Origin of the sequence: Secundilactobacillus paracollinoides DSM 15502 = JCM 11969, from assembly GCF_001311135.1 — a bacterium.
Taxonomy (GTDB): Bacteria; Bacillota; Bacilli; order Lactobacillales; family Lactobacillaceae; genus Secundilactobacillus; species Secundilactobacillus paracollinoides.
On the sequence record NZ_BBAG01000154.1, the window covers coordinates 1 to 1,156 of the forward strand.

Below are 1,156 nucleotides of genomic sequence, written 5' to 3' on the forward strand. Positions count from 1 at the left end.
CTGAAACTTGAAAGTATGAAGACAGACTGATCCCTTGGTATCACAGGCATATTTTAATTAATTTAACCATTTAGCTTGCTGTTAACAGCGAAACTAACCGTTTCGGCAAAAATGTGAAGAACTGATTCATCATCTGAATAATTTGGGCTCTTCTTGCATAAACTTCATGATTAATAATCGTTTTTAACGAATTTAGAAGCCATACCAGTGCTTGAGACAACTCAATATCTGGCATGGCTTCGTTCATTATAAAGAATAAATCCCCAATGGTGCGATCATCCTGATTTTGCCGTTCCTGCCAAGCTAATAGGTCATAAGTCATCATGACAATTGCTAAATGGCCACAAAGCCCGTCATAATTTTGAACTTGTGATTTGTCGAGCCGCAAGTATTGCTTGGCAACTTTAAAGTAATTCTCAATTTGCCATCTTCGGGCGTATAGTTGAATGATCTCTTGTGGCTGAAGGCCTAACTGAGTCGTTGCCAGTACTAGGTAGTCATCTTGACGGGCCCGATTAGCCACAAATACCAAGCGAAGCTTGAATTTTTGGTTCCCGACGTGCGCTTCGACAAAGCAGCTGTATTGATAAGCTTGCTTGGGTTGATATTTTGAGGCCTGCAGTCGCTTGTATAATGCTTTAACTGAATATTGCCGTCCGCGATATTGATAGTAAATTTTGCTGGACCGTTTAAGCATGCCCACGCCGTTTAATCCCAACTTGGTTAATTCATAGAACATTTTTGGTGAGCTATACCAGCTATCAAATAACACATAGTCAGCTAGAACGCCATTTGCGAGGGCTTGCTTGACAAGTTGCAATGAAACGAGGTTCATTTTTTGCTGTGCTTGGCGACGTCTCCGGCCAGCAATTGTTCGTTGATCGGTTGTTTTAGCTGATTTTCCAAGGACGTTTTGTGGCTTCTTGGAAGACATTAATGCAAAGTTGATCGGTAAGAATGTATTGGCGTCACTCCAACCCAAAGTTAAAGCCCGGTATCCCTTAATATATAACTGTTTGTCATGGTCAAAGACTCGCGCTAGTAATTCGGTTTGGGTGGCGTACTCACGGGAAAAGAGTGTATCGTCAATGATCAATGCTAACCGCCGCCGGCGGTCAATAAACGGTCGTAAATGCTTGATTAAATGACTCCCAAC

General features: G+C 42.0%; 1 protein-coding gene. It reads right to left on the reverse strand.

The window, feature by feature from the left end:
- Positions 1 to 70: 70 nt before the first annotated feature.
- Positions 71 to 1,156, reverse strand: a 1,086-nt coding sequence (locus JCM11969_RS16705) for an IS4 family transposase (protein WP_054713015.1), incomplete at its 5' end; no start/stop codon positions are given.